This is a genomic window from Streptomyces sp. NPDC059456, from assembly GCF_042750055.1.
In the GTDB taxonomy this organism is placed as follows: domain Bacteria; phylum Actinomycetota; class Actinomycetes; order Streptomycetales; family Streptomycetaceae; genus Streptomyces.
The window spans coordinates 1-3414 of sequence record NZ_JBHYVA010000815.1 but is presented as its reverse complement, the minus strand read 5'-3'; the positions used below and the strand labels follow the sequence as shown (position 1 = coordinate 3414).

The 3414-nt window shown below is 76.8% G+C and carries 3 protein-coding genes and 1 pseudogene; 1 reads left to right on the top strand and 3 read right to left on the bottom strand.

Annotation, left to right across the window (positions count from 1 at the left end; translation table 11 throughout):
* Both ACFXA3_RS38970 and ACFXA3_RS38965 read right to left on the bottom strand, forming a co-directional pair.
* The coding region (locus ACFXA3_RS38970) for an MFS transporter (RefSeq protein WP_385195534.1) at positions 1-1042 on the bottom strand (1042 nt) is incomplete at its 3' end.
* On the bottom strand, positions 1039-2043 hold the full coding sequence (locus ACFXA3_RS38965; protein WP_385195532.1) for a class I SAM-dependent methyltransferase: 1005 nt from the start codon (positions 2041-2043) through the stop codon (positions 1039-1041). The genes ACFXA3_RS38970 and ACFXA3_RS38965, both read right to left, overlap by 4 nt.
* 77 nt (positions 2044-2120) lie before the next feature.
* On the opposite strand from ACFXA3_RS38965, the gene ACFXA3_RS38960 reads away from it, so the two are divergent.
* Positions 2121-2801 (top strand): helix-turn-helix domain-containing protein, encoded by a 681-nt coding sequence (locus ACFXA3_RS38960; protein ID WP_385195530.1) that lies wholly within the window; start codon positions 2121-2123, stop codon positions 2799-2801.
* Positions 2802-2849: 48 nt separating this feature from the next.
* Here the strand turns inward: ACFXA3_RS38960 and ACFXA3_RS38955 are convergent.
* A pseudogene (locus ACFXA3_RS38955) lies at positions 2850-3414 on the bottom strand (hypothetical protein); the annotation flags it as partial.

Sequence of the window (3414 nt, the reverse complement as noted above, 5' to 3'; positions counted from 1 at the left end):
CGGGTGCGCAGCCGGCCGCGCGGGTGACGGGGCGCCGCCCGCCCCCCCCGCCGCGCGCCGCGTCCCCCCCCCCCGCCCCCGACCCGACCCCCCCCACCGCGCACGCGCCGCCCCCGAGGCCGCGGGAGAGGTGGAACGGCCCGACCACGAGCGTGGTCATCATCACGGTGGAGACGAGCGCGCTCATGCCGAGGCCGGCGCTCAGCAGCGGATCGCGGAAGACCGCCGGCCGGATCAACGGGGACGCCGCCCGCACCTCGGCCCGTACGAACAGGCCCACGCCGAGGGCGGCGGCCGCCAGCAGGGCGAGGTTGAGCGGACCGGGACGGCCGTGCCCCGCCGTCATGGCCAGGGCGTAGGCGCCGAGGGTCAGCGCGAGCAGCAGCGTGCCCACGTGGTCGAAGCCGCCGCGCCCGGTGCGCCCGTCCCGCCGGTCGGCGGGCAGGTGACGGGCGGCCAGGACGAAGGCGAGGACGCCGAGCGGCACGTTGACGAGGAACACCGCCCGCCATCCGGGACCGGCGATCAGCAGACCGCCCAGTGAGGGGCCGAGGGCCGTGCCGACGGAGGACATGGTGCCGAGCAGCCCCATGGCGCTGCCGGTCCGCTCCTTCGCCACCGTGTCCCCGACGAAGGCCATGGTGAGGGCCATCATGGCGGCCGCCCCGAGGCCCTGCGCCGCCCTGGCGGCGATCAGCAGCCACAGCGTGGGCGCGAGGCCGCACAGGACCGAGGCCGCCGTGAACAGGGAGATCCCGGACAGCAGCAGCCGACGGCGGCCGACCATGTCGCCGAGCCGGCCGACGCTGACGATCAGGGTCGTGATGGCCAGGAGGTAGGCGAGGACGACCCACTGGACCTGCTGGAAGGTGGCGCCGAAGGCGTGCGCCAGCGTGGGCAGGCCGACGTTCGCGGTGCTGGTGCCGAGCGAGGACAGCAGCACGGACAGGGAGAGGCCCGCGAGTGCCCACCGGACCGAAGTCGTGTCCTGCGCCGGCCCCCCTGCCAGGGACGTCGGTGACCCGGCGGCGAGCGGCTTCACTGCCCCCGCCCTTCGGCGGCGCCCTCGCGCATGCCCGTGAAGACGGTGGTGGCGGACAGCAGGAATGCGTCGGGCCGGCGCAGGATGCCCTGCTCGGCCCCGGGATCGAGCAGGACGTCGAGGGTTTCGGTGTCCTCCGCGTCCAGGACCTCGCCCGCGATCTCCCGCATCCGGGTCAGCTGGGCGTGCAGGAAGGCGCGGCCCGGTGCGCCCAGCGGGGCCGGCAGGTCGAGGAGCGAGGTGAAGCTCCCGACGCGGGTGAGCCCGGCGCGGCCGAGCATCGCGGGCCAGTCCTCGACGACGGGGACCGCGCCGGGGAGCTCGGCCCGCATGGCCGCGAACCGGTGCTCCAGGACGGCGTCGAGCCGGGCCTGCAGGCCGGGGCGGCCGATGCCGATGTCGCGCGGGAGGAAGCGCATCGGCAGACCGCCCTCCGCCACGGCGAGCACCCCGCCGGGCCGCAGCACCGCGGTCAGCGCGTCCAGCGCGCCCTGCTGGTCGCCGAGGTGGTGGACGGCCTTGCTGCTCCAGATCAGATCCGCCGTGCCGAGGCCGTCGAGGCCTCGGGGCAGTTCGGCGTTCCGGGCGGCCACCCGGTCGCCGAGGCCGAGGCGTCCGGCGCGGGCGAGCGTGCGCTCCAGAAGGCCGGACGAGCCGTCCACGGCGACGGTCTCGGCGTCCGCGAAGGCCTCGGCGAGCACGCAGGTCATCACGCCGGGTCCGCTGCCGATGTCGAGGACGCGCCGGACCTGCGCGCGGGGGCCGAGCAGCTCCCCGAGGTGGGCGGCGGTCCGGCGCAGGACCGGGAGCTGCAGTTCGGCGCCGGTCTCCAGGGCCGTGGCCTGGGCGTCCCAGTCGACGTCGGCCACGTGGTGGCCGTGGCCCTGACCAGGGCCATGACCGTTGCCTTGGCCATGACCGTTGCCTTGGCCATCGCCGTGTGGGGGTGCGCCGTGTGGAGGTACGCCGTGCGCGGGGTGGGCGTCGCTGTGTCGGGTCATGCCGCGGAGCCTGCACCCGTGGGTCCCGGACGACAACTCTTGTTGCCGTTTCCGGGACGGGAGAGTGGAATGCCCCCATGGACACCCCCACCGGCGCACCCGCCGACGCACCCACCGCCGGAACCACCGACGGACCCGCGGACACGCCCCCGGACACGCCCCCGCCGTACCAGGCGGTCCTCGACGAGGTCGGCCCGCGCCTCAAGCGGCTGCGCGCCCGGCGCGGCCTCACCCTGGCCGCGCTCTCCGAGGAGACGGGCATCTCCAAGAGCACGCTGTCCCGGCTGGAGTCCGGGCAGCGCCGGCCCAGCCTGGAGCTGCTGCTCCCGCTGGCCGGTGCGTACCGCGTGCCGCTCGACGACCTGGTGGGGGCGCCCGAGGTGGGCGACCCGCGGGTCCGGCTGACGCCGCACGCGCTGCCGAACGGCGGGACGTTCGTCCCCCTGTCCCGGACCCCCGGCCCCCTCCAGGCGTACAAGATGATCATCACCGACCGGGGTGCCGAGCCGGACCTGCGCACCCACGAGGGCTACGAGTGGATGTACGTGCTGCAGGGCCGGCTGCGGCTGGTGCTCCCGGAACACGATCTGGTCCTCGGCCCCGGCGAGGTCGCCGAGTTCGACACCCGGCTCCCCCACTGGTTCAGCAGCGCCGACGGACGGCCCGTCGAGGTCCTCAGCCTGTTCGGGAGGCAGGGCGAACGCATGCACGTCCGCGCGAAGCCCGCTCCGTCGGGCGGCGCCGGGAGGACGGCGTGAGGGAGTTCCGCCGGGCCGTGGCGCCGGGTGGCCGGGCGGGTGCCGGGGCTATTCGCTGACCAGGACCGGGAGGGTGAGCACGGCGCTCGCCGGGGTTGCGGTGAGCTGGTCCGCCGGCACGGTGAAGTCGATCCCGTCCCCGCCCGCGCGGGGCCCGTCGTGGTGGTCCGGGGCGGGTGAGTCCGCGCCTTCCTCCTGGTAGTGGAAGGTGCCGGTGCCCAGGAGCCGGCCGCCCGCGTCGTAGTACGCGGCGCGCAGGTCCAGGCTCAGGACGTCGCTGACGTCCGAGGTGACGGCCAGGTGCCCGGTGACGGCCGGCTTCCCGGCGGGCGCGAGGGCGAGCGCCGTCAGTCGCACGCGGTCGGTGAACGGGCCCTGCTCCACGCGGACTTCGCCCGCCTGGGCGGGCGGGCTGAGGACGGGGGCGGGTGCCGGTGCGCCGCTCGGCGCGGGCAGTTCCACGGGGGCGGCGGATCCGGCCGGCCTCCCGGCGCCGGCGTCGCCCGCCCGACTGCCGGGGGAGCCCCCCGCGGGGGGGGGGGGGGGGGCGGGCAGCGCGGCGGCCGCCCCGCCGGGGGGGGGGGGCATCGGGTCGCGCCGGGAGGGGCCCGGG